This is a genomic window from Actinoplanes sp. NPDC051851 (assembly GCF_040681165.1).
Classification (GTDB): domain Bacteria; phylum Actinomycetota; class Actinomycetes; order Mycobacteriales; family Micromonosporaceae; genus Actinoplanes.
The window spans coordinates 64,489-90,965 of record NZ_JBFAYF010000037.1 but is presented as its reverse complement, the minus strand read 5'-3'; the positions used below and the strand labels follow the sequence as shown (position 1 = coordinate 90,965).

The following is a 26,477-nucleotide window of genomic DNA, read 5'->3' as shown; positions in this document are numbered from 1 at the left end:
CTTTCCGGGCGGAGACTGGCATCGTGCCTACCTTGTGAGCCAACGGCACCGGCGGGACCTGAGCGCCGCGGACGGTCCGGAGTACTCTGCGCAGTCTCCGCCTCTGCCGATCGGCCCCGCCCATGACGCCCACTTCGCCGTCACGGTCGGCGTCAATCTCTATCCCGGGCTCACCGACCTCCACGGCCCGCGACACGACGAGGCCGCCTTCCTGGACTGGCTCGTCAGCCTGGACGGCGGCGCCGTGCCGCTGGAGAACGTCCGCCAGGTACCCGCGCCCCGCGACCATGATCGACGACTGGCGATCCATCAAGCCCGCCCCAACGTCGCCGACGTGGTCGATGCCCTACGGCACGTCAACGACGCCGTCGGCAGGCTCGTCACCGCCGACCCGTCCGCGTGGGAGCGCAGCCGGCTCTACATCTACCTGGCCGGCCACGGCATGGTTCCGGACGGCAGCGACGCCGGCGCGATGTTCACCGCCAACGCCAGCCTGGGCGAACTCGGCCACAACATCAATGTCTTCGCGTGCAAATACTTCTACCAGCGTGCCGGCCTGTTCCGCGACATCGTGATCTTCTCGGACTGCTGCCGGACGCTGAAACCCGGCGCGCCGTCGTTCGGTCTGCCGTTCAGTCACGCCGACTCGACCCGGCGGGTACGGACGGTGCTCGCCTACAGCACTCAATTCGGTGCTTCCGCCCGGGAACGCCGCACGCCGCAGGGCATGCGTGGGGTGTTCACCTCGGCATTGGTACAGAGCCTGCGCTGCATCGACTCGAACGGGATGCGCTGGGGTGATCTCCGGGGCCTCGTGTCCGGGAACATGTCGGACCCGGAACTGGGCGCCGACGGACAGCAGGCCGACCTCTCCGGGGACGACGACATGGAATTCGGTCCGCCCGCCGGCCGCCCGGCGAAGACCGCGGAGTGCTACGCGGTGCAGGTGCACTTCGCCGATCCGGGCGCCGAACCGGTGGATCTGCTCGACGGACGGCTCATGGTGATCGGCAGTTGGGCCGCGCGCGATGGAGTATGGGACCTGAAGCTCCCGAACGGGCTCTACCAACTGGTTCGCCACGGCGCGGACGACGCGCTGAAGGACATCACGGTGCGGGGAGGGAATGTCGTTGTCCATCTCTGACCAGCCCACCGCACGGATCCGGCTGGGCTCACGGCAGGCCGGCCGGGAATTCACCGTCCGCGACGGCAATCTGATCGTGGTCGCCGCGGCCGTCGGCGCGGTCGACGTCCGGGTGACCCCGGGCCTCTACCGGATCGAGGAGCGCAGCGGCGACGCGGAACGCGCCCGGACGGTCGCCGTCCGGGCCGGCCAGACCTACCGGCACGACGACGCCGACCTGCGATTCCCCTGCGTGGCACCGGTACGGTCGGCGTCCACCCCGCTACCCGGCTTCGCGGCGGCCGTCGAGCGGGCCAGCACGGCCGCCGCCCGGCACGACGGCCGGGCCGCGGTGCTGATCGTCGCCAGCCGGCGCCCGGCAGGCGACGACCATCCGGTCCTCGCCGAGCCGGCCGCCGCCCCACCGGTGGGCACCGACGACTCCGCGCCCGGGCTGAGCGTCCGGACCTGGCTGCTGCCGCCGGGCGGTCACGTGCTGCGCGCCCCCGGGGAGGAGGCCGCCGAGCGGCCCGTCTGGCTCGCCGCCGGATGGCAGACGATCCTGTTCGACGTCACCGGTGACCCGGCCACCGACCGGCAGCCGGTGACTCCCGGGCTCGCCGTGCACATGACGCCGATCGGTGTGCCGTGGCGGTCCGGCGATCCGGCGCACAACGCCGTCGAGGCCGCCGCCGCCATGATCCGGCGCGACGTGTCGATCCTGCGGGACGAGTCGGTCGGCGACGACCTGATCGCCCGCGACCCGATCCTGGGCATGATCGGTGCGCACGCCCTCCCCCGGTATGCCGCATCGGACGACGCCGCGTTCGACCGGGTCACCGGCCTGCTGCGGGAGCTGCTGCCGGACCACCCCGACGTCCGGGCGCTCGAGATGTCCGGCCCCGGGGCCGGCGTGGATCGGCGGCGTGCGGTGGCCGCACCGCCGTTGCTGGCCGCGTCGTACCGGGCCCTGCTCGCCGCCGACCTGGCGGGCGCGGAGGCCCTGCGGCCGGGTTCACCGGCCGAGAGCATCGCCGCGTCCATCGTGCCGCGCGGACCGTGGCTCACCTGGACGTCCGGCGACACGGGTGCGGCCTCCGCTGACACGGGTGCGACGTCCACCCACCCGGACGCGGCGCCGGGCGGCCCGGCCGTCCGGCGGGTGCGGCAGTTCCTCACCATGGTCGCCGAGGTCGAACGCCTTTCGCTGGCCGAGGTGCTCGCCGCGTGGGATCACCGGACCATCGCCCAGGCGACCGGCCTGCCGCTGCGGGTGGTCACGGCGGCGTCCGCCGTCCTCCGCCGGTCCGTGCCGGGCCGGCGTTCCATCTGGCGTTCGATGTGGTCGGTGCTGCGCAGAACCGAGCGCCCGGACCGGGCACCGCAGACCTATGCCGGGGCACTCGCCGTGTTCGGCGCGCTGGTCTCGCCGGAGCTCGACTGGCTCGGCACGCGTACCGACATGATGCGCGTGGTCAGCGGCGTACGGACGACCCTGCCGCTCAGGGTGGGCCGCAGCACCGGCCGGCAACGTCACGAGCTGATCACGGCCGGGCACACGGTCGTCGTGCTCTCGGCGCTGCTCGAAGCCGTCGACGACGAGCTCGGTCCACACGCCCCGCGGCTCGAACCGGCGCCGGACGAGCCGATACGACTGCTGGACTGGGAGAAGCGGAACGCCAAGGTCGCGATGCCCTCGACCTCGGTGGGTTTCGAGGCCAACCTCCGCGACCGGCTGCGGCCCATGATCAGGGAGTCGGCGGCGGACCTGGCCGGCCTTCTCGACAGGGAGGCCACCGAGTTCACCGACGATGTCGTGACGGGCTGGGAGAACCGCTATCGGGACGGCTACATGCGCCTGGCGGCGGACGTCCCGGAGTTCGCCCTGCTGGCCGCGGTCAGTGACCACGAGGACACCCGTCGCCAGGTGGAGCTGCGCAGTCTGCAGCGACTGCTCACGACGTTGCCGGACACGCCGTACGAGCCCCGGAGCGTGGACCTCCCGGCGGCGCATCCGGCTGTCGGCCGCCTTCTCACGATCAACCGGGCCGCCCTCGACGGGTCCCTGCCGGGATCCCTGCCGGTGACCGAGCTCACCTACCCCACCGTCGGCGCGGGCTGGGTGGAGCCGGGGTTCCGGGCCGCGGTCGCCACGCCCTCCGCGTCCGTCTCCGACGCGGCCTGGTGGCAGCGGCAGGCCTCGGCCGACGGGCTCAGTGAGTTCCTCGCCCACTGCCTGACCGGCGATCGGGCGATCTCCAGCCCGCTGCTCGTGCTCGGCGACCCCGGGTCCGGGAAGTCGTTGCTGACCAGGGTCCTCAGCGGGCGGCTGTCGGAGAACGGGCGGCTGGTACTGCGGGTTCCGCTCCGCCGGATCGACACGCGCCTGCCGATCCGGCGCCAGTGGGAGGACGCGACGCAGGCCGCGCTCGGTGACGCGGTCTCCTGGGCGGAGCTGTCGGCCCGTACCACCCAGCGCATCGTCATCCTGGACGGCCTGGACGAGTGCCTGCAGAGCGGCGAGGCGACACCGGACTACCTGCTGCGGATCCAGCGGTTCCAGACCGAGCTGGCGGACCTCGGCATGCCGGTGTCGTGCCTGGCGACGAGCAGGACGTCGGTGGTGAGCCGGTTCACCGTTCCGGACGGGACGTTGCTGGTCCGTATCGAGGACTTCGACGAGACCCGGATGGGCCGGCTGCTGACCGTCTGGAACACGGCCAACGCGGACCGGCCGTCGTTCCGTCCACTGAGCACGGCCGTCGCGCTGCGCTGCGGCGACCTGGGCCGGAATCCGCTCCTGCTGACGATGCTCGCGACCTATCACGCCGCCGCGCCGGAGGCCGTCGAGTCCGGTCTGTCGATGGCGCGGTTGTACCGGGGGCTGCTGGACACCGTGATCGCCCGTGACCGTGTGCCGGTCCCCACCGATCCCCTGGCCGACGAGTACCGCCGCCGGTTGTGCGTGGCCGCCTTCGGCATGTTCAACCGGTCCGCACCACGGATCGGCCGGGCCGAGCTGTGGCAGGACCTGGCGGCCCTCGGCCCCGGACGGCGGTTACCCCGGCTCGCGGGTGACCCGTCGCCGGACGCCTTCGCGGACTTCTTCCTCGTGACCTCGACCGAGGTCGACGACGGCGCGCACCACTACGAGTTCCTGCACCGGACCTTCGCCGAATACCTGGTCGCGGAGCAGACGGCCGCCCTGGTCGAGCAGGCCGGAGCGGGCCGGGACGACGGGCTGTTACGGGCGTTGCTGTCCCACCGGCCACTGATGAGCCGCCGCCCGACGTTGATGTTCCTCCAACAGATCTTCGACCGGTTACCCACGGTGGTCAACCAGGACAGCGCCGCGGCGGTCACCGCGATGCTGGCCTCCGCACGCACCCTCGCGGAGCACGCCTACCGCGACTACCTGCCGCGGCGCCCGGACATGGTCCGGATGATCGCGTGCCACACCGCCAACCTGATCGCGATCCGCCTCCTGCTCGACGGCGGCTCGACCGGCCTGCGCGATCTCGCACCCCCCGGCGAGGATCCGATCGGCTGGTGGCGCTCCACGGTCCGGTTATGGCACAGCGGCCTCGACGCGACGGAGTGGGCCGAGGTGGTCACGGGATTCAGCATCGGGGTCTCCCGGCCCGGCGAGGAGGACCTGCCGGTGATCCTCGCCGACGCCGACGACGGCCGCTCCAGCGACGTCGCCCTCGAACTGGCCGAGGTCACCCTCCTCGGTCTCCACGTGACCGAAATGCGGGAACTACCGCAGATCGAGAGTCAACAACCAGATCACTGACAAACCCCACGATCATTTCCTCCGTACGCCCCGGCTTCGCCGGCGCCGGCCGCTCCTCCGGGGGGATCTCCCGGGTCTGCTGAACCGTATCGCCGCGGAGCGGGACCGGACTCGACACACGGAACCGGGCACGGCCGACGCTCACTCCTGAAGAGATACCCCCGAGGGCGCGTCCGCTCAGACGCGGGCGGCGCGCATGGCGTCGAGCAGGCGGGTGGTGTCGGCGCGCTGGGCGTCCCATGCGGCGCGGACGATGTCGATGCGGTCGTCCGGCTCCTGGAGTTCGCCCAGGTAGGCGGCGATGCCGGCGAAGCGCTCGGGCTCGGCCTCGTGCAGCTCGATCATGCGCAGGACGATCCTGGTCTGGACGCCGTAGACCGGGATCTGTGGGCCACGGGGGGCCGTCAGGCCGATGTAGTAGAGCTTCTCCAGGCCCTTCGGGACGATCCCGGCGGCGTACCGCAGGGGGGTGTCGTTGCGGCGTTCGATCAGGGCGTCGTCGAGGAACGGCAGGCTGGCACGGAAGCCGGTGGCCCAGAGGATCGTCGGGTAGTCGCGCGCGGTGCCATCGGTGAAGTGGACCGTGGTGCCCTCGATCCGGTCGATGCCGGGGACGACCCGGATCCGGCCGTGCTGGATCCAGTAGAGGAGCAGGTCGTTGACGACCGTGCGGCCCTCGGCCAGGGTCCGGTAGGCCGGCTCGGGCATGCCGGGGTAGTCGCCGGCCCGGCCGATGGTGACCCGGGCGAGCAGCCGGGCGATCAGGTCCTGCTCGTCCGGGGCGAACTGGCCCATCCACGGTATCTGCTGCCGCGGCACCCCGAAGTACGCCTTGGGCTGGAAGTACATGCCCTCCCGGATGACGATGTCGGCCGGGATGCGGTGCGCGGCGGCGTCGGCGGCGAGGTCGCAGCCGGAGTTGCCGGCGCCGACGACGAGCACCCGGCCGCCCTCGATGTCGCCGGTGTTGCGGTACTCGCCGGAGTGCAGCTGCCGGCCGGTGTAGTGCTCGGCGAGCGCCGGGGTCTTCCGGTCCCAGAGGTGGCCGTTGGCGACGAGCACCCCGTCGTAGTCGTGGATCTCGCCGTTGTCGAGGCGTACGGTCCAGCCGGCCGAGCCGACCGGGCCGTCGGTGGCGATCGGGACGACCGAGACCACCGCGGTGCCGAACCGGATCACGTCGTCGTGGCCATGGTGCGCGGCGTACCCGTGGAGGTAGTCGCGGACCTGGTCACGGCTGGGGAAGTTCGGGTAGTCGGCCGGCATCGGGAAGCCCTCGTAACCGGTCATGTCCCGGGAGGTGATCAGGTGCAGGGCGTCGTAGTCGGTGTTCCAGTGACCGCCGACCCGGTCGGTCTTCTCGTAGCAGTCGACCTGGTGGCCGGCCTCGCGCAGCTGTTGGAGGGCGGAGATGCCGGCCGCGCCGGCACCGATGACGCAGTAGCGGGTCATCAGGGTGTTCCTTTCGAGGAGCAGACGAATCGAGGAGCGGTTCAGAGGTAGCCGTGGGAGAGACGGCGTTCGGCGTAGACGGAGAGCCAGGTCGCGGGGACCGCGATGGCCGCGTAGAGCAGGCCGGTGATCGCGTAGACCTCCAGGTACCGGAAGGTGACCGCGCCGGCCTGGTACGCCTGGCCCATCAGCTCGTTGACCGAGATCGAGTAGGCCAGCGAGGTGGTCTGGAAGGACTGCACGGCGAGTCCCATCAGCGCGGGGATCGCCGAGCGCAGGCCCTGCGGGAGGACCACGCGGCGGAACGTGGTGGCCCGGCCCAGCCCGAGTGCGGCCGCCGCTTCGCGCTGCCCGGCGGGGACCGAGCGGATGCCGGCCCGGATCGTCTCGGAGGAGTACGCGGCGGCGGTGAAGGTGAGGCCGATCGCGGCGGCGGGGAAGCTGTCGAAGAGCAGGCCGGCCGAGGGCAGGCCGTAGTAGACGATGTAGAGCACGACGAGGGCGGGGATGCCGCGGCCGATCTCGACCAGGGTCACCGACGGCCAGCGCAGCCAGGGGTTCGCCGACGAGACGCCGAGCGCGAAGAGCAGGCCGACGGCGTACCCGAGAAGCACGGAGATGACGGTGAGCTGGAGGCTGACCACCAGGCCGTCGCCCAGACGCGGCAGGTATTCGCCCAGATCCATCAGTGGCTCCCGGACAGTCGGGCGTCGAGGACGCGGGCGGCGATCGCGAGCGGCACGCTGATGGCGATGTAGACGCCGGCGGCGACGAAGAACGGGGTGAGCCCGGCCGTGCTGACGTTCTGCCGGGAGAAGGCGGTGGCCTGGGCGGTCATCTCCAGGACGCCGACGGTCGAGGCGAGCGAGGAGTCCTTCAGCAGCATCAGCAGGAACGTCGTGACCGTCGGGAGCACGGTGCGCAGGGCCTGCGGGGCGAGGAGGCGGACGAAGGTGGTGGTACGGCTCAGCCCGAGCGCCTGCGCGGCCTCGGTCTGGCCCTTCGGCACGACGGCGAAGCCGCCGCGGTAGATCTCGGCGAGGTAGGCGCTGGCGACCAGGCCGAGGCCGAGGATCGCGGCGCCGAGCGAGTTGAGCCGGACGTCGCCGACGGCGAGCCCGAAGTAGAGCAGGAACAGCCAGACGATCGTGGGTACGCCGCGGAGCAGGTCGACGGCGAGGCGGACGAGCAGCCGTACCGGGGTGAAGCGGGAGCGCAGGCCGAGCATGAGCGGAATGCCGCCGACCGCGCCGAGGGCGAAGGCGGCGGCGGTGACCACCAGGGTCAGCGGGAGGCCGAGCAGCACGGCGGTGAGCGAGGCGGGCATCTCAGCGCTCCAGGACCGCGCTGAGGAAGCGCCGGGTGCGCTCCTGTGCGGGCTCCGCCATGATCGTCGCGGGATGCCCCTCCTCGATGATCCGGCCGTCAGCCATCACCACGAGGTGGTCCGAGACGTCCCGGGCGAACTGCATCTCGTGGGTGACCACGATCATCGTCATGCCGTCCCGGGCCAGCTCGCGCATGACGGCGAGCACCTCGACGCCGACCTCGGGGTCGAGCGCGCTGGTCGGCTCGTCGAAGAGCATCGCGCGGGGGTCCAGGGCGAGCGCCCGGACGATCGCGATGCGCTGCTGCTGTCCGCCGGAGCAGCGCTGCGGATGCTGCTGCGCCTTGTCCCTGAGCCCGACCCGGTCGAGCAGGGCGAGCGCGCGCTCCTCGGCCTCCTCGCGGCTGCGGCCGAGGACCTTCTGCTGCGGCAGCGCCACGTTGCGCAGCACCGACAGGTTCGGGAAGAGGTTGAAGGACTGGAAGACCATGCCCACCTGGCGGCGCAGGGCCAGCAGGTCCCGGTCGGCGATCCGCCGCCCGGCGTGCACGGTCTGCGCGCCGACCGTGATCGTGCCGGCGTCCGGGGTCTCCAGCAGGTTGACGCAGCGCAGCAGGGTGCTCTTGCCGGATCCGGAGGGGCCGATCAGGGCGGTCACGCTGCCGGGGCGGACCGTCACGGAGATGTCGTCGAGCACGAGGTGCGAGCCGAAGCTCTTGGCGAGGTTCGCGATGGTGACACCGGCGGTGGCGGCCTCGCCCGCCGGCGTGAACAGGGATGCGGTCATGTCCTGGTCCTCGGGTCGGTCCGGCCGGGACGCGGGTGGGCGCCCCGGCCGGGCTGGCGTCAGCGGGTCGACGTGGCCGCCACGTCGGCGGGCACCACCAGGTCGGCGGCGAGGTCGTACTCGGCGGCGATCTTCGCGAGCGTGCCGTCGGCCCGGTAGCCGTCGATCAGCGCGCTGAACGCGTCGGAGAGCGCCCTGTTGTCCTTGTCGATCGGGAAGGCCGAGATCGGCTTCTCGGTGGTGATCGCGACGCGGGTGTCGGCCTGGGCCTGCTTCACCGTGAAGTCGGTGCCCTTGTACGCCTCGGTGGCGACGCCGTAGCCGTCGAGTGCGGCCTGGATCCGGCCGGCGACCAGGTCCTGCTTCATCTCGGCCGTACTCGGATAGGTCTTGAGCCTGTCGCCGAGGACCTCGGTCATGTCGTCCTGCCAGGAGAAGCCGGTGCCCGAGCCGACGGTGCCGATGGTCTCCAGCCCGGCGACGGTGTCGACGCCGCTCTTCGAGATGATCGCCATCTGGTCGTAGTAGGTGGGCGTGGTGAAGCCGACCTGCTCGGCGCGCTCGGCGGTGACGTACCAGCCGCCGGTGATGATGTCGGTCCGCTTCTGGTTGTTGATCATCGCGATGCCGTTGGCGTAGGTGATCGGCGTATAGGCGACCGCGAGACACTCCGCGGCGGCGAGCTTCGCGATGATGTCGATCTCCATGCCGGAGGCCTCGGTGCCGTTCAGTTTCGTGTACGGCGGGTTCTCCGGTACGCCGACCGTGAGGGTCCCCGCGGTGAACGTGGTCAGCCCGGCGGTCTGCGGGGTGCAGTCCGCGGCGGGAGTGCTCGCCGACGAGGTGGTCGTGGTGCAGGCGGCCAGGGCGAGCACCGCGACACCGAGAAGGGCGACAAGACGTATCTCAGCCATGTATCGGTTCACTTTCTTCAGGGGGAAGGCGGTCAGCGCAGTACGGCGCCGCCGGAGAGCATGAGGGTCTCGCCGGTCACGAAGGCGGCGTGCGACCCGGTGGAGAGCAGCCAGACCCATTCGGCGATCTCCTCGGGCTGTGCCACCCGGCCGAGCGGGATGGAGGCGGCCGCCGCCTCCATCCGGCCGGTCGCCGCGTTGCCGGGGGTGGCCACCCAGCCGGGGGCGATCCCGTTGACCCGGATCCGGTCGGGGGCCAGTTCGAGGGCGAGCGACTTGGTGAGCATCACGACGGCGGCCTTCGACGCGCCGTACAGCAGCTGCCCGGGCGACACGGTGAAGGCGTCGGTGGAGGCGAAATTGATCACCGAGGAGCCCTCGTGCAGCCGGCCGCGGAGGGCTGCGGTCACGTTGAGGACGCCGAGGACGTTGATGTCGAAGACGCGCCGGTAGGTCGGCTCGTCGTAGGTGTCGAGCGTGGTGGGCGGGTAGACGCCGGCGATGTTCGCGACGACCTCGACGCCGTTGCCCGGCCCGAGGGCCCGGTCCAGCGCCGCGGTGAGGGCGGCCCGGTCCCGTACGTCGGCGATCACCGGGACCAGCGTGCCCGGGGAACCGGCCGGTGCGGCCGCCGCCACGAGGTCGACGGCGACGACCGTCCAGCCCTCGCGGAGGAACACCTCCACGGTGCTCTTCCCCATGCCGCTGGCCGCGCCGGTGACGACGGCGATACCTGTGGGTGAACTCATCGACTGCCCCTGACGTTGCGGTGATCTCGGCGGTGCGGCCAGTGCACCAGCCGCTCCAGGCCAAGGGCAAGACTCAGAATCTTGTGCTAGATATAGGTTCTACCTTGAGGAAAGGGGCTGGTCGATGGGCCTGCCGACCGTCCGGCAGCTGGAGTACTTCGTCACGGCGTCCCGGCTCGGCACGTTCGCCGCCGCGGCCGCCGCGCACCACGTGGCGCAGCCCAGCCTCTCCGAACAGATCCGCGAATTGGAGAAGACGCTCGGCCTCCCGCTGTTCACGCGGACCTCCCGGAGGCTCCTTCCGACCGACGCCGGAAAGCAATTGCTGCCGCTCGCCGAGAAGGTTCTCGCCGGTGTCTCGGAAATGGTGGAGACAAGCAATCGCATCCAATCCATCGACCAGGGAACGGTCAGTTTCGGCACGTTCAACAGTGCCCATCTCTATCTGCTGACCGACCTCATCCGCGATTTCCGGGCCCAGCATCCCGGCGTGCGCATCCGGGTCATCGGGCTCAACTCCGCCGAGGTCGCCGACCTGGTCCGGGCCGGCGAGATCGAGGCCGGCATCGTCCAGCTCCCCATCGACGACCGCGAGCTGAACGTCTCCCCGTCGGTCTTCACCGACCAGGTCGTCTACGTGACGAACCAGCGGGAGAACGCCGAACACCCGGTCGACATCGCCACCCTCGTCCAGCGGCGGCTCATCCTCTCCGAGGCCCGCTGGTCCCGCGACGACCCGCTCCGGGTCTCACTGCTGGCCCGGGCGCAGAGCGCCGGCGTCGTCCTCGAGCCGATAGTCGAGGTCGAATTCCAGACCCACGCCCTGGAATTGGCCGCCCAGGGCATCGGCGACTCGCTGGTCTCCTTCCACGTCGGCCATTCGATGATCACCCGCCGGGGTCTCCACTGGGCCCCCCTCGACCCGCCGGTGGTGGAGTCGTTCGCCTTCATCACCCGCCGGGCCGGCGCGATCTCCCCGGCGACCGCGGAATTCATCCGGTACGCCCAGCGCATCCTGGCCCGCGTCCAGGCCACTACCCCCGCCTAGGCCCCCGGGTGACGCGATGCCCACCTGCGGCCCGGCGCCATGGTCGTCGCGGACGACGCCGACCACCGCCCGGACCACCTGCCGCGGGTCCGCGCACCGGAGAACGGCTACCTCGCCGTGCCCTTCGGCGACGACGTCGCGGTCTCCGTACGCGTGGGGTGACCGGCACCCTGGCGTTTTGTTAATCCGGCGCGCGGCGCCGCCGATCGTCGGGCCATGTCAGACGTGAAGCAGACGCGTCGGGTGGCCGGGGTCCTCGCGTGTCTCGCCGTCGGGTGGGCCGTGCTCAGCGCCGTGCTCACCGTCGCCGGCACCGTCCGGCCGCTGCCGTCGTGGGTGCTCTGGCCGCCGGCCCTGGCCTCGATCGGCACCGCGGTCGTCGCGGGCCTGGTCACGGCGCGGTTCAGTGGCGGGCCGGCCCGCACGTTCTGGAACCGGCTCACGTTCTGCACGGTCTTCCTCTTCCTGGGCGCGCTCGTCCACGCGGTCACCACGGTGCGCGCCGGGCACCTCGTCCTGGCCGACCCGCTGACCAGCGTGCTCTACCTGGTCGCGGCCGGTGGCGCGATCGCCTCGATGCTGCGCCTGCCCGGGCGGCGCCGGCACTGGCGGGAGCGGGTCCGGATGTACCTGGACGTGGCGATCATCGGGGTCGCCGACGCGATCGTCACCGCCCGGCTGTTCCAGGTCACCCCGGTCCCGGAGGACGACCGGCTGGTCGCGGCGGCCATGCTCGGCATCGCCGCGATCGTCGCCTGCGCCGGGATCCTCGCGGTGATCAAGGCGGGTGTCACCGGGGTCGGCCCGGGGTACGGCTGGTCGCTCTGGTACCTCGCGCCGGTCAGCTTCCTCGCGCCGGTCTCCTGGGCCCTGGTCCCGCAGCTGCGCCAGTGGCCGCACATCAGCGTCGTCGCGCTGGTCCTCGCCTGGGTCGGGCTCTTCTTCACGCTCGCCGCCCGCTCGCAGGTCCGGGCCCGGCCCCGCCCGGTCCGCCCGGCCTGGCGCGGGATCAGCGTGGCGCTGTACGCCTCGGTCGCGGTCACCACGGTCACCCTGGTCCTGATCACCCTGCGCGCCGGGTACCTGCCGGCCGGGTACCTCGGCGGCACCGTACTGCTGATCGTGCTGGTGGTGACCCGGCAGCTGGCCGCCCTGATCGACAACGCCCACCTGCTGAACCGTCTCGACGAGCAGGCCGGCCACGACGACCTGACCGGGCTGCTGAACCGGCGCCGGTTCAGCGAGCTCGTCCGGCAGCACCCGGGACCCGCCGTCGTGCTCCTCTGCGACCTGGACGGGTTCCACCTGCTCAACAACCGGATCGGCGACGAGAAGGGCGACGCGGTGCTGCGGGCCGCCGCCGAGCGGATCGCCGCGACCGTGCCGGGCGCGACGGTCGCCCGGCTGGTCGGTGACGGGTTCGGCGTCCACCTGCCCGGCGACCGTACCGGGATCGCCGACGACGTGATCGAGGCGTTCCGCACCCCGCTGCGGGTGGAGGGCGACGACCTGCTGGTCACCGTCTGCGCCGGGGTGGCGACCGCGGCGACCGGCGCGGACCTGTTCCGCCGGGCCGACCTCGCGCTCAAGTCGGCCACGTTCAACGGCATCGACCGGGCGTGCGGGTACACGGCCGAGCTGGAGGACGCGGTCCGCGACTACACCGAGATGACGGCCGCGCTCCGGCGGGGGCTGGACCGCGGCGAGTTCCGGATGTACTACCAGCCGATCGTGGAGCTGGCCGACGGCCGGATCACCGGGATGGAGGCGCTGGTCCGCTGGCAGCCCGCGGACGGCCCGATGGTCTCGCCCGCGGTCTTCATCCCGGTCGCCGAGCTCAGCGGCGTGATCCTCGACCTGGGCCGGTGGATCCTGGAGACCGCCTGCGCCGACGCCGCGACCTGGCAGCACCGGTACGGCGCGAACGCGCCCCGGGTCAACATCAACGTCTCGGCCCGCCAGCTGCTCGACCCGGATCTGCCCGGTCACCTCGCCGCGACGATGGCCCGGCACGGCGTGGACCCGGCCGGCATCACCATCGAGATCACCGAGACCGCGGTCTTCGACGACGGCGCCGCGATGCAGACCGTCCGGGAGATGCGCGAGCTCGGCGTCGGTGTCGCGCTCGACGACTTCGGCACCGGGCAGTCCTCGCTGACCCTGCTGCGCACCTGCCCGGCGACCACGCTCAAGGTCGACAAGTCGTTCATCGACGGCGTCACCGGCACCGCCGAGCAGGAGGCGATCGCGTCGTCGCTGAGCACCATCGCCCGGACCATGGGCCTGCGCGCGGTCGCCGAGGGTGTCGAGACCCGGGAACAGGCCGATCGTCTGCTCACCCTCGGTTACCGCTACGCCCAGGGCTTCTACTTCTTCAAACCGGCGCCCCGCCCGGACATCGAGCGCCTCCTCGCCGACACCGCCAGCGTCGCCGCAGCCTGATGAGATTCGGACACCTTTTCCGGTACGGCAGAGCGAGCTGGGATCGTACCCGGAAAAGGTGTTGATCTTTCAAGGTCGTGACGCGGGAACCGGCGACGGCTCGGGAGCCGGGATCGAGGTGTCCAGCAGGCCGAGGTGCCGGATCGCCTCACGGGCGACGACCTGCTGCGTGGTGGTGACCCGCTCGGAGCGGCCGCGCCCGAGGAACGACACGAACCAGTGGCCGACAGTGGACATCCGGTTCTTGAAGCCGACCAGGTACATCAGGTGGACGGCCAGCCACATCAGCCACCCGACGAATCCGGTGAACTGGAGCTTCCCGGTGGAGGCGACCGCGGAGAACCGGGAGATCGTCGCCATGCTGCCCTTGTCGTGGTAGGCGAACGGCCCCGGTGCGGGCTTGCCGTCCACCCGGGCCCGGATCGTCGCGGCGGCGTAGCGCCCGGTCTGGATGGCCACCTGGGCGACGCCGGGCAGCCGGTCCAGCGACATCATGTCCCCCACCACGAAGATCTCCGGATGACCCGGCACCGTGCAGTCCGGCCGCACCATGATCCGCCCGGCACGGTCGGCCTCGGCGCCGGTGGCCTCGGCGAGCGTCCGGGCCAGCGGCGAGGCGGCCACCCCGGCCGCCCAGATCTTGGTGGCCGCGTCGATCCGCTCCCGGCCCTGCGCCAGCTCGACGGTGATGCCACCCTCGTCGACGCCGACCACCTTCGCGCCCAGCTTGGCCTCCACGCCGAGCTTGGCCAGCTGCCGCAGCGCCTGCGCGGAGAGCCGTCCGCCGAACGTGGGCAGCACCGTGTCGACCGCGTCCACCAGGAGAACCCGGGCCTGCCGCGGGTCGATCCGCCGGTACTGTCCGGGCAGCGTACGATGGGCCAGCTCGGCGATCTGCCCGGCCATCTCCACCCCGGTCGGCCCGGCACCGACCACCACGAAGGTGAGCCACCGCCCGATCGCCGCCGGATCGGTCTCGATCTCCGCCATCTCGAACGCGCCGAAGATCCGCCCGCGCAGCTCGAGCGCGTCGTCGACGCTCTTCATCCCGGGCGCGTGCTGCGCGAAGTGGTCGTTGCCGAAGTAGCTCTGCGACGCACCGGCCGCCACCACCAGCGAGTCGTACGGCAACTGGTAGTCGATCCCGCCGGGCGCGTTGGCGCTGATCGTCCGCTTCCCCACGTCGATCCCGGTCACCTGCCCGAGCAGCACCTCGACGTTCTCCTGCCGCTTCACGATCTCCCGGACCGGCGGCGCGATCTCGCCCTCGGAGAGGATCCCGGTCGCCACCTGGTACAGCAGCGGCTGAAAGAGGTGATGGGTGGTGCTGTTGATCAGCGTGACGTCGACGTCCGCGCGGGCGAGCGCCTTGGTGGCGTTGAGCCCACCGAACCCGGCCCCCACGACGACGACCCTGTGCCGGTCACTCACGGTTCTCCCCCTCCCGCGTGCCTCGCCCCTCATCGTGCGACGCGATTCCGGCTCACGTTCACGTTTTCCCCCACACACCCATCACGGCGAGGCGACCGGTGCCACTACGGCACCAACCACCCGTTCCTCTCCACCCCGCACCATCGGGGCGAACATCGCCGACGCCGCCATGGCCGTGCGGTCCCCCACCGCCATGAACATCGAGCAACGCACCTCCGCCGCTCCGGTGCCGGGAGTACCCGCCAGCCAGGAGTGCCCACCGGCCAGGAGCGCCAGCCAGCCGGAAGCGCCCGCTGGCCAGGAGCGCCCACCGGCCGAGAGCGCCTACCGGCAGGGAGCGCCCGCTGGCCGGGCGGCCCAGCCCCCGCCAGGCCGGTTACACCGCCTGCCAGCACGCCCCCGGGCGGCCGGCGGAGACGTGAACGAGTCGATCCGTCACGTGCTGCACCTCTCGACCACGGTCAGCATCTCGCCGACCGAGGCTGCCGGGTCGGTGACCGGGAACTGCACCTCGCGGATCACGCCGCCCGGATCGACCAGCATGGTCAGCCGCTTGAGCCGGTCGGCGCCGCCGGCCCGGAACGTCGGCAGGCGCAGCGCCGCCGCGAGCCGCCCGTCCGCGTCGGAGAGCAGGTCGTAGGGGAGCCCGGCGTGCTCGGCGAAGTCGTGGAGCTGGTCCGGCCGCTGGGTACTGACCCCGAGGATCCGGGCTTCGGCCGCGACGAAGGCGTCGTGCCGGGCACCGTACGTCGTCGTCTCCAGCGTGCACCCCGGCGCCCCCGGGATCTCCCCCCAGGTCGGCGGCAGCCCGCGCGACCCGGGCGCGAATGCTCCGGGAAAGCAGAACAGCACGGTCCACACCCCGGCCGCGGAAGGCGCGACCGGCGCCCCGTCCTGCCGGGGTAGCACGAGATCCGGAAGTACCCGCCCGACCAGCCCCTGGACCCGGCGGTGTTCCGCGGACCCGGCCGCCGCGGTGGCGGTCAGCGACCCGTCGCCGAGCACGTACCGGTCCCCCCACTCCTGGAGCGCGAGCAGCACCGGGAGCAGCCCCTCGCCCTTCCCGGTGAGCACGTAGTCGTGGCGCGGCGGCCGGTCGGTGTAGCGACGGCGTTCCAGGACGCCGTGTTCGACCAGCGCGGCGAGCCGTTCGGCGAGGGCACGCCGGCTCATCCCGAGTTCTTTCTGCAGCGCGTCGAAGCGGGTCACCCCGCCCGCCACGTCCCGCACGATCAGGAACGTCCACCAGTCGGTGAGCACTCCGAGCGCCTGCGTGATCCCGCAGTCCACGTCTTCCAGGTCTACTTGCCGCACGCTCACCACTATAGTCAGTTCCATTATGAAACTTACTCCCCCGAGACTCACCCCGTTCTGGCGTCTCTGGACCGCGGGCGCGACCAGCCACCTCGGCTCGGCGGTGACCGGCGTGGCGCTGCCGCTCACCGCGCTGACCGTGTTGCACGCCTCCGCCTTCGAGATGGGCCTGATCACCGCCGCCACCTACCTGGCGTATCTGCTGATCAGCCTCCCGGCCGGGGTGATCGTCGAGCGGCTGCCGCTGCGCACCCTGCAGGTCGGCGCCGACCTGGTCCGGGCCGCCGCCCTGCTCTCCATCCCCCTCGCCTGGTGGGGCGGCCGGCTGACGATCACCCAGATGATCGTGGTCGCCCTGGTGGTGAGCTTCGGTACGGTGCTCTTCGACGTCGGCAACCAGACGTTCCTGCCGACGATCGTCCCGGCCGATCAGATCCAGTCCCGCAACAGCCTCAACTCCGGCATGCACGCCGCCACCCAGCTCGGCGGCCCGTCCCTCGGCGGCGCGCTGACCCAGCTGCTCGGCGCGGTCCCGACGCTGCTGGTGGACGTGGCGAGCTACCTCTTCTCCGCCTCGCTGCTGCGTACCCTCCCGGAACGCCGTGCCGCACCGGACCGCGACCGCCCGCCGATGACCGCGCTGATCCGCGAGGGCTTCCGCTACGTGGTCCGCCACCCGATCATCGGCCCGTGCATGTGGGACGCCACCGCGACCAACTTCGTCAACGGCGCGCTGATCGCCCTCTTCCCGTACTACCTGATCCGCGAACTGCACGCCTCCCCCGGCCTGACCGGCGTGCTGCTCGCCGCCGACGGCCTGGGCTCGCTGATCGGGGCGGCGCTGACCACCTGGTTCACCAGCCGCGTCGGCACCGCCCGCGCCCTGCTCATCACCGCCGTGGTCAGCGTGGCCGGCGCCCTGGTCATCCCGCTCGGCACCGGCCGGACCGCGTTCCTGGCCTTCGCCGCCGGCAACGTCGTCCTCGCGACCGCCACCGTGATCCTCAGCGTCACGACCCGCACCTACCGGATGACCGCGAGCCCTCCCGAGCTGCTCTCCCGCGTGATCGCCACGGTCAAGTTCGTCTCCTGGGGCGCCATCCCCCTCGGTGGCCTGCTCGCCGGCGCCCTGGCCGGCCCGCTCGGCGCCCGCACCACGCTGCTGCTCTTCGGCGCCCTCACCGCCGTCTCCCCGGTGATCTACCTGCTCTCCCCGGTCCGCCGCCTGCACAACCTCGAAGACCTCGAGATTCCCAACCCCTCTCCGGTACGCCGTGGGCAGAGCGTCATCGGGTAGATCTGTTCCCATGGATCTGCTCGTCTTCACGCGCACCACGGGTTACCGCCACGACTCGATCCCGGCCGCCGTCACCGCCCTGTCCCGCCACTTCACGGTGACCCACTCGGAGGATCCGTCCGCCGTCACCGCGTGCGCCCGCTTCGACGCGGTCGCCTTCGTCTCCACCACCGGCGACGTGCTCGACCCCCCGGCCCGCTCCGCCCTGCGCGCCTTCGTCGAGAACGGCGGCGGTTTCGCCGGCATCCACTCGGCCGCCGGCACCGAGCTCACCTGGGACTGGTACGGCACCCTGCTCGGCGCCCGCTTCGCCGGCCACCCCGCCGGGGTACAGACCGCGACGATGCGGGTCACCCCGGGCCACCCTTCCACCGCCCACCTGCCGCCGGAATGGACCTTCACCGACGAGTGGTACGCGTTCACCGACGTACGGAAGGAATCGCTCCTGCTCGTGAGCGTCGACGAGGCGACCTATGAGCCGGGCGATTTCACCATGCCGGCGCCGCATCCCCAGGCCTGGTGCCGCCAGATCGAAAACGGTCGCTCCTGGTACACGAGCCTGGGCCACGAGGAGGCCGCGTGGTCCGACCCGGCCTTCCTGACCCACGTCGTCGACGGCATCCGCTGGACTCGAGAATAGAACATATATTCATTTCAATATGTGTGAACAGAATCCCATGCTATAGACGAACTGCTATCTAACGAATGGCGCGCGGACCTCCTTACAATCACAGATATCGATGTCTTGTGATCGTAAGGAGATCTTCATGGCCCGACGTCTCCCGGCGCGGCACGCCGCCCGGACCGTCCTGACGGCGACGCTCGCGACCGCCCTGATCGCCGTCGGTGGCACCGCGGCGTCCGCCGCACCGACCGGCCAGATCCGCGCCGCCGGCTCGGCCACCGCCGTGCCCGGCAGCTACCTGGTCGTTCTGAAGGACGGCGCGACCCCCGCCCGCACGACGGCGCACACCCTGATCGGCTCCTACGGCGGCAGCGTCGCCCAGGTCTACGACGCGGCGGTGCACGGGTTCGCCGCCCGGATGACCGAGGCCGCCGCCAAGCGCCTCGCCGCCGACCCTGCCGTGGAGTACGTGGAGCAGGACCAGGTCATCACGGCCGACGCCACCCAGACCGGCGCCACCTGGGGCATCGACCGCATCGACCAGGCGAGCCTCCCGCTCAGCGGCACCTACACCTACCCGAACACCGGGTCGAACGTGCACGCGTACATCATCGACACCGGCATCCTCACCACCCACTCCGAGTTCGGCGGGCGGGCCGTCAGCGGCTACGACTTCGTCGACAGCGACAGCGACGCCACCGACTGCAACGGCCACGGCACCCACGTGGCGGGCACGGTCGGCGGTGCCACGTACGGCGTCGCCAAGGCCGTCCAGCTCGTCGGCGTCCGGGTCCTGGACTGCGACGGCAGCGGCACCACCACCGGCGTCATCGCCGGCATCAACTGGGTGACCGCCAACGCCGTCAAGCCCGCGGTGGCGAACATGAGCCTGGGCGGCAGCGCCAGCACCACCCTCGACAACGCCGTCACCGCCTCGATCGCCGCGGGCGTCACCTACGGCGTCGCGGCCGGCAACGGCAACATCCTCGGCATCCGCCGCCCCGCCTGCAACTACTCCCCCGCCCGGGTGCCCACCGCGATCACGGTCGGCGCCACCCAGAGCACCGACGCCGCGGCGAGCTTCTCCAACTACGGCAGCTGCGTCGACATCCTCGCCCCCGGCGTGAGCATCACCTCGTCCTGGTACTCCAGCACCACCGCCACGAACACGATCAGCGGCACGTCGATGGCCACCCCGCACGTGGTGGGCGCGGCCGCCCTGGTCCTGCAGGCCAACCCGGCCTACACCCCGGCCCAGGTCTCCTCGTACCTGACCACCAACGCCACCCCCGACGTCGTCACCAACGCCGGCACCGGCACCCCGAACCTCCTGCTCCACGTGGTGAACTGATCAGTCCCCGGCCCCGGACCGTGCCCCCGCACGGTCCGGGGATCCTTTGGATCATGTGAGCGCGCACTATCTGAACCCGACAGACGAAGCCTCCTCTTGACTTCGCATTTGTGATCGTTAACATACGAGAAACACAAGGTGCGATAGCGGCATCGCACTCCCCCACGCGGCGCAGCGGGCCCTCCCAGCCCCGGCGCCGGCCCGATAGGGAGCACGATGCCCGTACGACCCCTGCTGAGCCTCGCCGCCCTCCTGCTCCTGGCGGCGTGCTCGACGAGCATCGACGCGCCCGGCGCACCCCGGGTCACCAGGCCGGGCTCGTACCCCGAACCGCTGCTCGCGCTCGGCGACTCGAACGTGCACGACCCGTCCATGGTGAAGACCGGGAACGGCACCTACCTGATCGCCTACACCGGTGCGAACATCCGGCTCAAGACCTCGGCCGACCGGGAGACCTGGACCGACGCGGGCGCCGCCTTCCCCGACGGCACCCCGTGGACCGCGGAGTACACCCCGGGCAACCCCGACCTCTGGGCCCCGGACATCTCGTACCACGACGGCCGTTATCAGCTCTACTACTCGGCCTCCACGTTCGGCTCCCACCACTCCGCGATCTTCCTCGCCACCAGCCCCAGCGGCGCGCCGGGCAGCTGGACCGACCGGGGCCTGGTGATCGAGAGCCGGACGTCCGACGACTTCAACGCGATCGACCCGAACCTGTTCGTCGACGGCACCGGGCGCTGGTGGCTGACGTTCGGTTCGTTCTGGACCGGCATCAAGCAGATCGAGCTGGACCCCGCCACCGGTCTGCGCACGGGCGACACGATGACCGCGCTCGCCACCCGCGGCGACACCGCGATCGAGGCCCCGTACCTGGTCGAGCACGGCGGCTACTACTACCTCTGGGTCTCCTTCGACCGGTGCTGCCAGGGCGCCGCCAGCACCTACCGCACCATGGTCGGCCGTTCCACATCCCCGAACGGCCCGTTCGCCGACCGCGACGGCACCCCGATGACGGCGGGCGGCGGCACCGAGGTCCTCGCCGGACACGACGACGTCCACGGCCCCGGCCACGAGGCCGTGTTCAGCGACGACGACGGCGACCTCCTCGTCTACCACTACTACGCCGACAGCGGTTCCCCCTACCTCGGCATCGACCCCATCGCGTACGACGAGGCCGGCTGGCCCTTCGTGCATTAGAGAACCACCCGTCCCCTACATCCCCCACGGAAGGCGCATCCCCATGCACCGACGCTTCCGCATCCTGCTCGCCACGGTGGTCGTGGCCGCCGCCACGCTGACCGGCGCCGGCACCGCGTCCGCCGCCACGTACCCGAACCCGGGCACGGTCACCGGCTCCACCGACGCGCACGACCCGTCGATCGTCAAGAAGAGCGACGGCACCTACCTGCTCGCCACCACCGGCGACGGCATCACCCTCAAGACCTCCAGCGACCGTACGGCCTTCGTCGCCGCCGGCAAGGCCTTCCCCAACGGCACGTCCTGGGCCGACGACTACACCGGCGGCAGCGCCACCCTCTGGGCGCCGGACATCTCGTACCACGGCGGCAAGTACCTGATGTACTACGCCGCCTCCACGTTCGGCTCGAACAAGTCGGCCATCTTCCTCGCCTCGAGCACCACCGGCGCCGCGGGCACGTGGACCAACTACGGCAAAGTGATCGAGACCTCGACGAGCAGCACGTACAACGCCATCGACCCGAACCTGACGGTCACCTCGTCCGGCCAGTGGTGGCTGACGTTCGGCTCGTTCTGGACCGGCATCAAGATGGTCCAGCTGGACTCCAGCACCGGCAAGCCCGCGAACAGCACGATCTACAACATCGCCGAGCGCTTCGTGAACAGCAAGTCGGTCGAGGCACCGTTCCTCTTCTACCACGCGGGCTACTACTACCTCTTCATGTCCTTCGACTTCTGCTGCCAGGGCACGGCGAGCACGTACCGCACCATGGTCGCCCGCTCGACCAGCATCACCGGCCCGTACAAGGACCGCGCCGGAACCCTGACCACTGCCGGCGGCGGCACCGAGATCCTGGCCACGCACGACAGCATCTACGGCCCCGGCCATCCCGCCGTCTTCACCGACAGCGACGCCGACGTCCTCGTCTACCACTACTACAACTCGTCCGGCACCGGAAAGCTCGGCATCAACCTGCTCGCCTGGGACAGCTCCGCCTGGCCCTACGTCTACTGACGCTCCGCGGGAGGGCGCCGGCTCACTGCCGGCGCCGCTTCCGGTTCCTCCCGTACGTTCAGTCGCACCAGTGCTCCTCCAGCAACGCCGCGACCTCGGCCGGCCGTTCCAGGAGCGTCCAGTGGTTGCAGTCCAGTTCGGCCACCCGCCGGGCACCGGTCTCCAGCCCCAGCTCCCGCCCGAACTCGACCGGCACCGCCGGGTCGCGCACACCCCAGAACACCAGCGCCGGGGCGGTCATGTCCCGCAGTCCCGGCGCCCACTCCTCACCGACCTCCACCGCCGACCGGTAGAGCCGCAGGATGCTGTCCTTCATCCTCTCGTCGACGCGTCCCATCGCCGCCCGGGCCGGCTCCCCCGGCACGTCGTACACCTCGACGAGCTGCCCCGCGAACGCCACCGGATCGAACTCGGCCATGAACCGGTCCCCCGCGACCCGGTCCTGCCAGATCTGCGCGAGCGGATGCCACACATACCGCTTGCTGACCGGCCCGTTCCCCCCGGCCCAGCTCCGCACGAGATCCGGCCGCACCGACGCGACCCGCGCCGTGAGCATGCACCCCCAGTCATGCCCCACGAGATGTACGGGTTCCCCGACCCCTTCGATCCGCTCGACGAGCCAATCCACGTACTCCTCTTTGGTCCCCCCGAACCCCGCAGGCCGCCCCACCCCGAACCCGGGCAGATCCCACGCTTCCACATCGTCCCGCTTCAGCTCTTCACGTACGCCGTCCCAGACCCGATGCGTGTCCGGCACACCATGGATGAGAATCGCAGTCATACCAGAAAGACTACTTTTGTCCGCTATTAGACCCCGGTTTCACCACGCGGTATCACTCCCCCGCCTCAGACCCGCCGCAGCCAAGGCCGGTCCCCCATCCGGACAAGCCCACTCGCCTGCCAGCCGGAGGATCGGCAGCGCCGATCCTCCGCGACGGCCTGCGCTTGGTCACGAATGACCAGCAGGATCGGGATCCGATCGCGGAGCGACCGCACCGGCGGCCACCGCCGCCACTGCGGCGATCGCGAACAGGGTCTGCACAGCGGCCATGGTGGCAACATGCAACCACCCCTGCCACTTTGATCATGGGCTGTGTCGCGCCGTCGGCAGCGAGAGGTCCGAGACCAGCGCACCAGCGCACCAGCGCACTGGATCAACCTGCGCTCATCCCACCGGGTCACCGACATGGCCGGCCAGGTCGACCTTCGTACAAAAGGATTGGGAGCGATACGGGTCAGCCGACGAGTCCGGCATCCTCAAAGGTTCACGCAATGGCTCAGGTCACGATCAGGCGCTTGACAATGAGCGATCAAGCGTCGATGTCAGGAAGACCGCAGGCCGGGCAACCGCCATGACTGTCTACACGGGTGTAGTTATGCTGTGGCCCGCGGTCGGCGCATCGAGGGGAATGCCAGTGACGGAATTGCATGTGGATCTTGAGGCCATGCGAGCGTCCGGCGGGTCGATGCGGGACGTCGGCACCGACTTCGCGGCGAAGCTTGACGCTTTCAGAGGCCGAATCGCCGCATACGAGGGTGCGTGGGGTCACGACACGATCGGCACCCTGGTCGGTACGGCTTACCAGTACTTCTCTGACTGGACGTTCCAATGCTGGGGAACGATGGCCGAGGAGATCGGCTACGCAGGCGAAGACATCGTCGAGATGGCACGCACGGTCGAACAGGCGGACGATGATGCAGCCGCAGGCCTGGAGGCCATTGCCGGACGACTGGCCTGAGCCCGGATGGGACTCGAACTACCCGGTGAACTCGTGTCCGTCATCGCGATGCTGGGTTACGACTGGCCCACTTCCGATGAGGAGAAGCTCTTCCAGCTCGGCCAGGAGTGGATCACATTCGGCCAGGAGATCGGGGTGACCGTCGGTGACGCATCGCGGGTCGCCTCCAGTGTGTGGTCGGTGAACAGCGGTAGCGCGGTCACCGCGTTCCAGAACTGGTGGAGCCACGAGGATAGCCCGAACGCCACGCTCGCCGACTCCGCGAATGGTGCGATCGCGGCCGGCGCGGGCCTGATCGTGTGCGCAGCGATCGTCCTCGCGTTGAAGATCCAGGTCATCGTGCAACTCGCGGTGCTCGTCATCGAGATCGCCCAGGCGATCGCCACCGCGGTGGCCACATTCGGCGCCTCCCTGCTTGAGATTCCGATTTTTAAGATCATCACCTCGGCTGTCCTCGACCAACTGATCGACATGGCGACCAACGCGGTGCTTGGTGGCTAGGCGCAAGGCAGTCGATCCGCCTGCCGGACTCTCGAAGGTCGTCGCCAAAGCCGTCAGACTCGTGGACGAGCCGCCAAGGCGGGTCCGTGCACCGAGAAAGCCGAAAGATCCGTCGTATCCCCGGCCGTCAAACGGTGTACCCGCACGCAGAACAAATGACCCGGTCCCGTCGGTGTACCGCAAGGAGGGGTACGGGCACAGCCGGGAGAGCCGCCTCGCGCAGCAGGCCCGTCTCAACGACCGTGCCGCAGGGGTGGCGGGCAACGGCCGGAAGAACACCTACGGCGGTACCACCTTCAAAGACCGCTACGGCAACACCCACGAGGTCGACGGCAAGTCAAACGCCGATCACCATGCCGAGAACGACATGATGAAGAAGATGCGTGAGAAGATCGCCGCGGAGAGGAACGCCCGTCGCGCCCCCGGCGAGCCCGAGATCAGGCAGGAGGACGTCGACCTCAGGACCGAGGCGAGTGACGTCAAGATGTATGTCGAATACTCCCCCTGTCCGACGGGGAACCGCTGCCAGGACCTGATCGATGAATTCACTCCCGGAGCCGATGTCTCCTACAGTTGGGGCTGGCAGCCCGAGTCCGTACGCGACGCCGCCAAGGTCGCCTGAAAGACGCCATCGACAAACTGTTCACGAAAGGCAGCGCCGGACCGCAATGACCGTCTACACACCTCAGGATGCTGCCCTGATCCGTCACGCGGACAGCGTCGCGGTTCTGACCGGCGCTGGCCTTCCCGACGACAGTGCCGTCTCCTTTCACCCGGACGAGCGGATCACGGTCTGGCAGCGCAACCCGGGCTACGCGGTCATCGGGACCTGGGGTGACTCCGGCATCGACGTCATCGTCGACATCACCGACGGCTCCGTCTGGACCGCACCATCCTGGTCAGCGGAGATCGACCCGCTCAACGCCACCGTGCGGCAGCTCGCCGAGAGCCTCGCCGCCCTCAACGCCGCCCGGCCCCTCTCCGACCAGCGGTACGAATCCGACGACGCCGCCGCCGACCACGCCCGCGGCCTGCTGACCGCGATCGACCCGGAAACCCTCGCCGACCCCGACTCGTTCTGGCGCGCACTCATCTGGGACATCTCGAACGGCGACTACACAGAGCACTAGCCCGATCCTACTTTGTCCGAGATGTGAAGGAGATCGCCCGGGGACGACGAGGGCAGCATCACGCACCGCCGGGGCAGATCTCCCGTTCACGCGCCCGACGCCCGGCCTTCATCGGGCACAGTGGATAGCATGCATCAGCACGGGCATCAGGACACCCGGACCGGCGGCGCGCCGACCCACCAGCCCCGCGATCGCCGTACCCCCGCCGGTCCCGCCGCCGTCCTGGCCCTCCAGCGTGCGGCCGGGAACGCGACCGTCGGCCGGATGCTCGCCGTGCAGCGGGTGACGCAGCCGCCGCTGCCCGCGAACCAGACGCCGCCGGCCGTGCCGATCACCATCAACGAGGTCCAGGAGATCCAGAACTACCTGGCGAACACCGCGAACCAGGACGTCCGGAACCTGCTCAACCAGCTGATGCCGCACCTGCACCGGATCTCGTCCTTCACCCGGGCGCCGACCTCGACCAGCGGCGGGAACACCCACATCGACGACGCGGCCACCACCGCCGCCGGCGCCAACCGGTACACCATCAACTACGGCGCCGGTGGCACGGTCGAGCAGCAGGTCGCGATCCTGGTGCACGAGGTCACCCACATCCTGATCAACGAGTCCTACGACGCGGAGATGCTCAACTACCCGGTACAACCGCTACCCGCCATCGGGCCCGTCGCCCAGCACGAGGGCCAGCGGCAGCAGGAGCGGATCGGACTCACCGACCCGGCCGAACTCCAGCGCTTCAGCGCCTACGCGACGCGGACGATCGCCGATCTCATCACGCTGCTGCCGAGCTCCGGGTTCGGCCCGGCCCGGATGCGCGAGATCTCCAACAAGCTGGGCATCCACACCATGCAGAACACCCTTTCCGAGTACGACGGCGTCCTCGCCCACGTGCTCGTCTGGTCCGATCAGGACGACATCCCCACCACGTCGCAGTTCTACCAGCGCCTGGTGGCCGCCGTGAACGAGACCACGGCATGGCGACAGGCCGGCGCGATCACCCCGGGCATCGCGGCACCCCTCGAGGCCGAACGGAACCGGATCACGGCGGCCAGGCCGGCCGTCGACGCCGCGATCGCCGCCGCCACTCCGCCGCCGCCGCCCGACCGTCGCCGGGACCGGGTCCTGGCCGTCCTCCGCAAGCTCGTCCCGCGCTGACCGCCCGGCCCGGCCACCCGCGCGGACGGCAGGGGCAGACCTCACCCGCCGCAGGGGCAGACCTCACCGTTCACCCTGTCG

Annotated in this window: 24 protein-coding genes; 15 read left to right on the top strand and 9 right to left on the bottom strand. The window is 70.6% G+C overall.

All coding sequences use genetic code 11. From position 1 onward, the window contains the following. The first annotated feature begins 34 nt into the window (after positions 1-34). Positions 35-1,144, top strand: coding sequence for a hypothetical protein (locus AB0M08_RS30260; RefSeq protein ID WP_364500447.1), 1,110 nt, complete (start codon positions 35-37; stop codon positions 1,142-1,144). Beyond that, positions 1,131-4,919 carry a hypothetical protein gene (locus AB0M08_RS30255; RefSeq protein ID WP_364500446.1) on the top strand — a complete coding sequence of 1,263 codons (3,789 nt, stop codon included), beginning with the start codon at positions 1,131-1,133 and terminating at the stop codon, positions 4,917-4,919. The genes AB0M08_RS30260 and AB0M08_RS30255 overlap by 14 nt, the downstream gene beginning before the upstream one ends. Positions 4,920-5,096: 177 nt before the next feature. Here the strand turns inward: AB0M08_RS30255 and AB0M08_RS30250 are convergent, their stop codons facing one another. Genes AB0M08_RS30250 through AB0M08_RS30225 form a run of 6 tightly spaced genes read right to left on the bottom strand, consistent with a single transcriptional unit; the run spans position 5,097 to position 10,148 of the window. After that, positions 5,097-6,371: an FAD-dependent oxidoreductase gene (locus AB0M08_RS30250; RefSeq protein WP_364500443.1), complete on the bottom strand. Its 1,275-nt coding sequence runs from the start codon at positions 6,369-6,371 to the stop codon at positions 5,097-5,099. Positions 6,372-6,412: 41 nt separating this feature from the next. Continuing rightward, positions 6,413-7,057 carry an amino acid ABC transporter permease gene (locus tag AB0M08_RS30245; protein WP_364500441.1) on the bottom strand — a complete coding sequence of 215 codons (645 nt, stop codon included), beginning with the start codon at positions 7,055-7,057 and terminating at the stop codon, positions 6,413-6,415. Then, positions 7,057-7,698, bottom strand: a complete 642-nt coding sequence (locus AB0M08_RS30240) for an amino acid ABC transporter permease (RefSeq protein WP_364500439.1) — start codon at positions 7,696-7,698, stop codon at positions 7,057-7,059. The genes AB0M08_RS30245 and AB0M08_RS30240 overlap by 1 nt, the downstream gene beginning before the upstream one ends. Before the next feature lies 1 nt (position 7,699). After that, complete coding sequence (locus AB0M08_RS30235; RefSeq protein ID WP_364500437.1) at positions 7,700-8,485, bottom strand: amino acid ABC transporter ATP-binding protein; 786 nt, start codon at positions 8,483-8,485, stop codon at positions 7,700-7,702. Between the two features lie 59 nt (positions 8,486-8,544). Further along, positions 8,545-9,399, bottom strand: a complete 855-nt coding sequence (locus AB0M08_RS30230; RefSeq protein WP_364500435.1) for a transporter substrate-binding domain-containing protein — start codon at positions 9,397-9,399, stop codon at positions 8,545-8,547. Positions 9,400-9,431: 32 nt separating this feature from the next. Further along, entirely contained in the window at positions 9,432-10,148 is a 717-nt protein-coding gene (locus AB0M08_RS30225) for an SDR family oxidoreductase (RefSeq protein ID WP_364500432.1), read from the bottom strand. Positions 10,149-10,272: 124 nt separating this feature from the next. Between AB0M08_RS30225 and AB0M08_RS30220 the strand changes: the two genes are divergently transcribed. The 3 genes from AB0M08_RS30220 to AB0M08_RS30210 are packed head-to-tail and all read left to right on the top strand — an operon-like array spanning position 10,273 to position 13,638. Further along, the gene (locus AB0M08_RS30220; RefSeq protein ID WP_364500430.1) at positions 10,273-11,196 is read left to right on the top strand and encodes a LysR family transcriptional regulator; all 924 of its coding nucleotides are present in this window, start codon (positions 10,273-10,275) and stop codon (positions 11,194-11,196) included. A 39-nt stretch (positions 11,197-11,235) separates the two neighbouring features. After that, the gene (locus AB0M08_RS30215) at positions 11,236-11,358 is read left to right on the top strand and encodes a hypothetical protein (protein WP_364500428.1); all 123 of its coding nucleotides are present in this window, start codon (positions 11,236-11,238) and stop codon (positions 11,356-11,358) included. A gap of 54 nt (positions 11,359-11,412) precedes the next feature. Continuing rightward, entirely contained in the window at positions 11,413-13,638 is a 2,226-nt protein-coding gene (locus AB0M08_RS30210; protein WP_364500425.1) for a bifunctional diguanylate cyclase/phosphodiesterase, read from the top strand. A gap of 69 nt (positions 13,639-13,707) precedes the next feature. Here AB0M08_RS30210 and AB0M08_RS30205 read toward each other — a convergent pair whose 3' ends face one another. Next, positions 13,708-15,069, bottom strand: a complete 1,362-nt coding sequence (locus AB0M08_RS30205) for an NAD(P)/FAD-dependent oxidoreductase (protein WP_364500422.1) — start codon at positions 15,067-15,069, stop codon at positions 13,708-13,710. A 435-nt stretch (positions 15,070-15,504) separates the two neighbouring features. Beyond that, a complete protein-coding gene (locus tag AB0M08_RS30200) occupies positions 15,505-16,383 on the bottom strand; it encodes a winged helix-turn-helix transcriptional regulator (protein ID WP_364500419.1) in 879 nt (292 codons plus the stop codon). 25 nt (positions 16,384-16,408) lie between these two features. On the opposite strand from AB0M08_RS30200, the gene AB0M08_RS30195 reads away from it, so the two are divergent. The 5 genes from AB0M08_RS30195 (at position 16,409) to AB0M08_RS30175 (ending at position 21,871) form a co-directional block, all read left to right on the top strand. Next, a complete protein-coding gene (locus tag AB0M08_RS30195; protein WP_364500416.1) occupies positions 16,409-17,680 on the top strand; it encodes an MFS transporter in 1,272 nt (423 codons plus the stop codon). Positions 17,681-17,690: 10 nt separating this feature from the next. Beyond that, positions 17,691-18,320 (top strand): ThuA domain-containing protein, encoded by a 630-nt coding sequence (locus AB0M08_RS30190; protein ID WP_364500413.1) that lies wholly within the window; start codon positions 17,691-17,693, stop codon positions 18,318-18,320. Positions 18,321-18,447: 127 nt separating this feature from the next. Beyond that, positions 18,448-19,656, top strand: coding sequence for a S8 family peptidase (locus tag AB0M08_RS30185; protein WP_364500410.1), 1,209 nt, complete (start codon positions 18,448-18,450; stop codon positions 19,654-19,656). A 216-nt stretch (positions 19,657-19,872) separates the two neighbouring features. Next, complete coding sequence (locus AB0M08_RS30180; protein ID WP_364500407.1) at positions 19,873-20,856, top strand: arabinan endo-1,5-alpha-L-arabinosidase; 984 nt, start codon at positions 19,873-19,875, stop codon at positions 20,854-20,856. A gap of 43 nt (positions 20,857-20,899) precedes the next feature. Next, the gene (locus tag AB0M08_RS30175; protein WP_364500404.1) at positions 20,900-21,871 is read left to right on the top strand and encodes an arabinan endo-1,5-alpha-L-arabinosidase; all 972 of its coding nucleotides are present in this window, start codon (positions 20,900-20,902) and stop codon (positions 21,869-21,871) included. A gap of 58 nt (positions 21,872-21,929) precedes the next feature. Here AB0M08_RS30175 and AB0M08_RS30170 read toward each other — a convergent pair whose 3' ends face one another. Beyond that, positions 21,930-22,652 carry an alpha/beta hydrolase gene (locus AB0M08_RS30170; RefSeq protein WP_364500401.1) on the bottom strand — a complete coding sequence of 241 codons (723 nt, stop codon included), beginning with the start codon at positions 22,650-22,652 and terminating at the stop codon, positions 21,930-21,932. Between the two features lie 634 nt (positions 22,653-23,286). Between AB0M08_RS30170 and AB0M08_RS30165 the strand changes: the two genes are divergently transcribed. From AB0M08_RS30165 to AB0M08_RS30145, 5 genes are all read left to right on the top strand, one after another. Further along, positions 23,287-23,610 (top strand): hypothetical protein, encoded by a 324-nt coding sequence (locus AB0M08_RS30165; protein WP_364500398.1) that lies wholly within the window; start codon positions 23,287-23,289, stop codon positions 23,608-23,610. 33 nt (positions 23,611-23,643) lie between these two features. After that, on the top strand, positions 23,644-24,111 hold the full coding sequence (locus AB0M08_RS30160) for a hypothetical protein (protein WP_364500395.1): 468 nt from the start codon (positions 23,644-23,646) through the stop codon (positions 24,109-24,111). Positions 24,112-24,283: 172 nt separating this feature from the next. Beyond that, positions 24,284-24,733, top strand: coding sequence for a hypothetical protein (locus tag AB0M08_RS30155; RefSeq protein ID WP_364500393.1), 450 nt, complete (start codon positions 24,284-24,286; stop codon positions 24,731-24,733). A gap of 46 nt (positions 24,734-24,779) precedes the next feature. Continuing rightward, on the top strand, positions 24,780-25,241 hold the full coding sequence (locus AB0M08_RS30150) for an SUKH-4 family immunity protein (protein ID WP_364500391.1): 462 nt from the start codon (positions 24,780-24,782) through the stop codon (positions 25,239-25,241). Positions 25,242-25,370: 129 nt separating this feature from the next. After that, a complete protein-coding gene (locus AB0M08_RS30145) occupies positions 25,371-26,396 on the top strand; it encodes a hypothetical protein (RefSeq protein WP_364500389.1) in 1,026 nt (341 codons plus the stop codon). Positions 26,397-26,477 lie beyond the last annotated feature (81 nt).